The organism is Deferribacterota bacterium, assembly GCA_034189185.1.
In the GTDB taxonomy this organism is placed as follows: domain Bacteria; phylum Chrysiogenota; class Deferribacteres; order Deferribacterales; family UBA228; genus UBA228.
The window spans coordinates 1-1726 of the sequence record JAXHVM010000285.1; the positions used below are offsets into that span (position 1 = coordinate 1).

Here is a 1726-nt window from a genome sequence, read left to right on the forward strand (position 1 = left end):
CTTTACTAATCTCTTTTGGATATTTATGATATTCCTTTAAATCTTCTAACCTTTTCTCTATAACCTTTAAATTATTACTAACATCATCTCTTTTTAGCTTCTTATGCTCTTTTAATAATCTTTTAGACTTTAATAGATAGAGTTGCGCTTCTTGCAAGACACTTTCCTCTTTTTGGCACAATTTGTATTCAAAATCTTTCCACTTTTTATAGACCATATTATAGAATCTCTCAATTTCTGACAAATATCTATCAGCTAGATTTAATTTATTAGATATAACTGACTGCAACTCTTTAATTTCATCAAGGGTTTTCTCCCTTTCACTATATGCATCCTCATAGATCTTAATTGCACTATCAATGATATAATCTGGAATATTGTAATTTCTTGCTATTATGAAGGGGCTTGACTCACCTGATATACCTTCAATAAGCTTATACTTTGGAATATTTTTTTCATAATCGTAACTAACGGCATATATATTTGCATATTCGTTTAATAAGCCTTGGGCTTTAATATCTTCATAATGTGAAGCCACAATCACTTTTGATTTTCTTCTAATAAGCTCTCTAATGATGCTAATTGCTAAAGCAGAACCTTTTCTAGGCTCAGTGTTACCACCTGGCTCGTCAAGTAAAACAATGCTTTTTGAATCAGCAAAGGCTAGAACATTCTTTAAATTTAGCAGATGAGCCGTAAAGGAACTAAGATCCATAGTGATCGATTGTTTATCACCAATATCACATAATAAGTTACTACAGTTTACAACCTCAGCAAACTGGCCAAATAGCGGCAAACCTGTTTTAGCAATAAGAATATTTATACCTATCGATTTAATTGTGGCAGTTTTGCCTCCTGCATTAGGCCCTGTTATTACAGATAAAAAAATCTCTTCATCTAGTTTGTAATCAATGGGAACTGATTTATTTTGATTCTTTAGATATATTAATGGGTGATGTACATTTTTAAAATAAATCCTCTCAGTAAACTCTGGAAAGACAATCTGATGGTCTTTCAAAAAAAGACCTAACTCTAAATAGAAGATAATTAAACTGTAGTTATTTAAAGTATTTATTATATTTAAGTATATATCTTTTATATAAATGTTTAAAGATTCAATAATCTTCCTTATTATTTCATCTTCACGTATCCTTAATTCCCTATAATAGTTATTCAACTCAACTATATCAATTGGCTCTACATAATATGTAGAACCACTCTTAGATATATCAACAACAACAGCTTTAATATAGTTTCTAAAGTTTGGTTTACACATTATAAGATATCTATTATATCGCTCTGTTATTATATCATCTGCAATAAAATATTTACTATTACTTGAATAGATGTATTCCTTTAATCTGCCATATATTTTATTTCTATAAATAGATAATTTAGATCTAATTTCTTTTAATTCACTATTTGCACTTGCTTTAACATTGCCTTCATCATCAAATGTATTGTCTAATTTATTATATAATTCTTCACATATATCTATTTTATTATTTATCTGATATAGATGCCCCTTGTTATTAAGATTTTTTAAAAATTCTTTAAAACCTCTTAAATATTTCAGGAAAGCTTTTAAATGAGTAAACTCACCAATTCCTAAATATATATTATCTTCATGCAATCTCCTTTTTAATTCAAAAATATATCTATCATCAAAGAATTTGATATCATTATCTTTCACAAAAAATATTGATTCTTTTATACAGCTTTGAAC

1 protein-coding gene is annotated in these 1726 nt (G+C 27.7%); it reads right to left on the minus strand.

Annotation, left to right across the window (positions count from 1 at the left end; translation table 11 throughout):
* The coding region (locus tag SVN78_10935; GenBank protein MDY6822121.1) for a hypothetical protein at positions 1-1693 on the minus strand (1693 nt) is incomplete at its 3' end.
* Between the last annotated feature and the right edge of the window lie 33 nt (positions 1694-1726).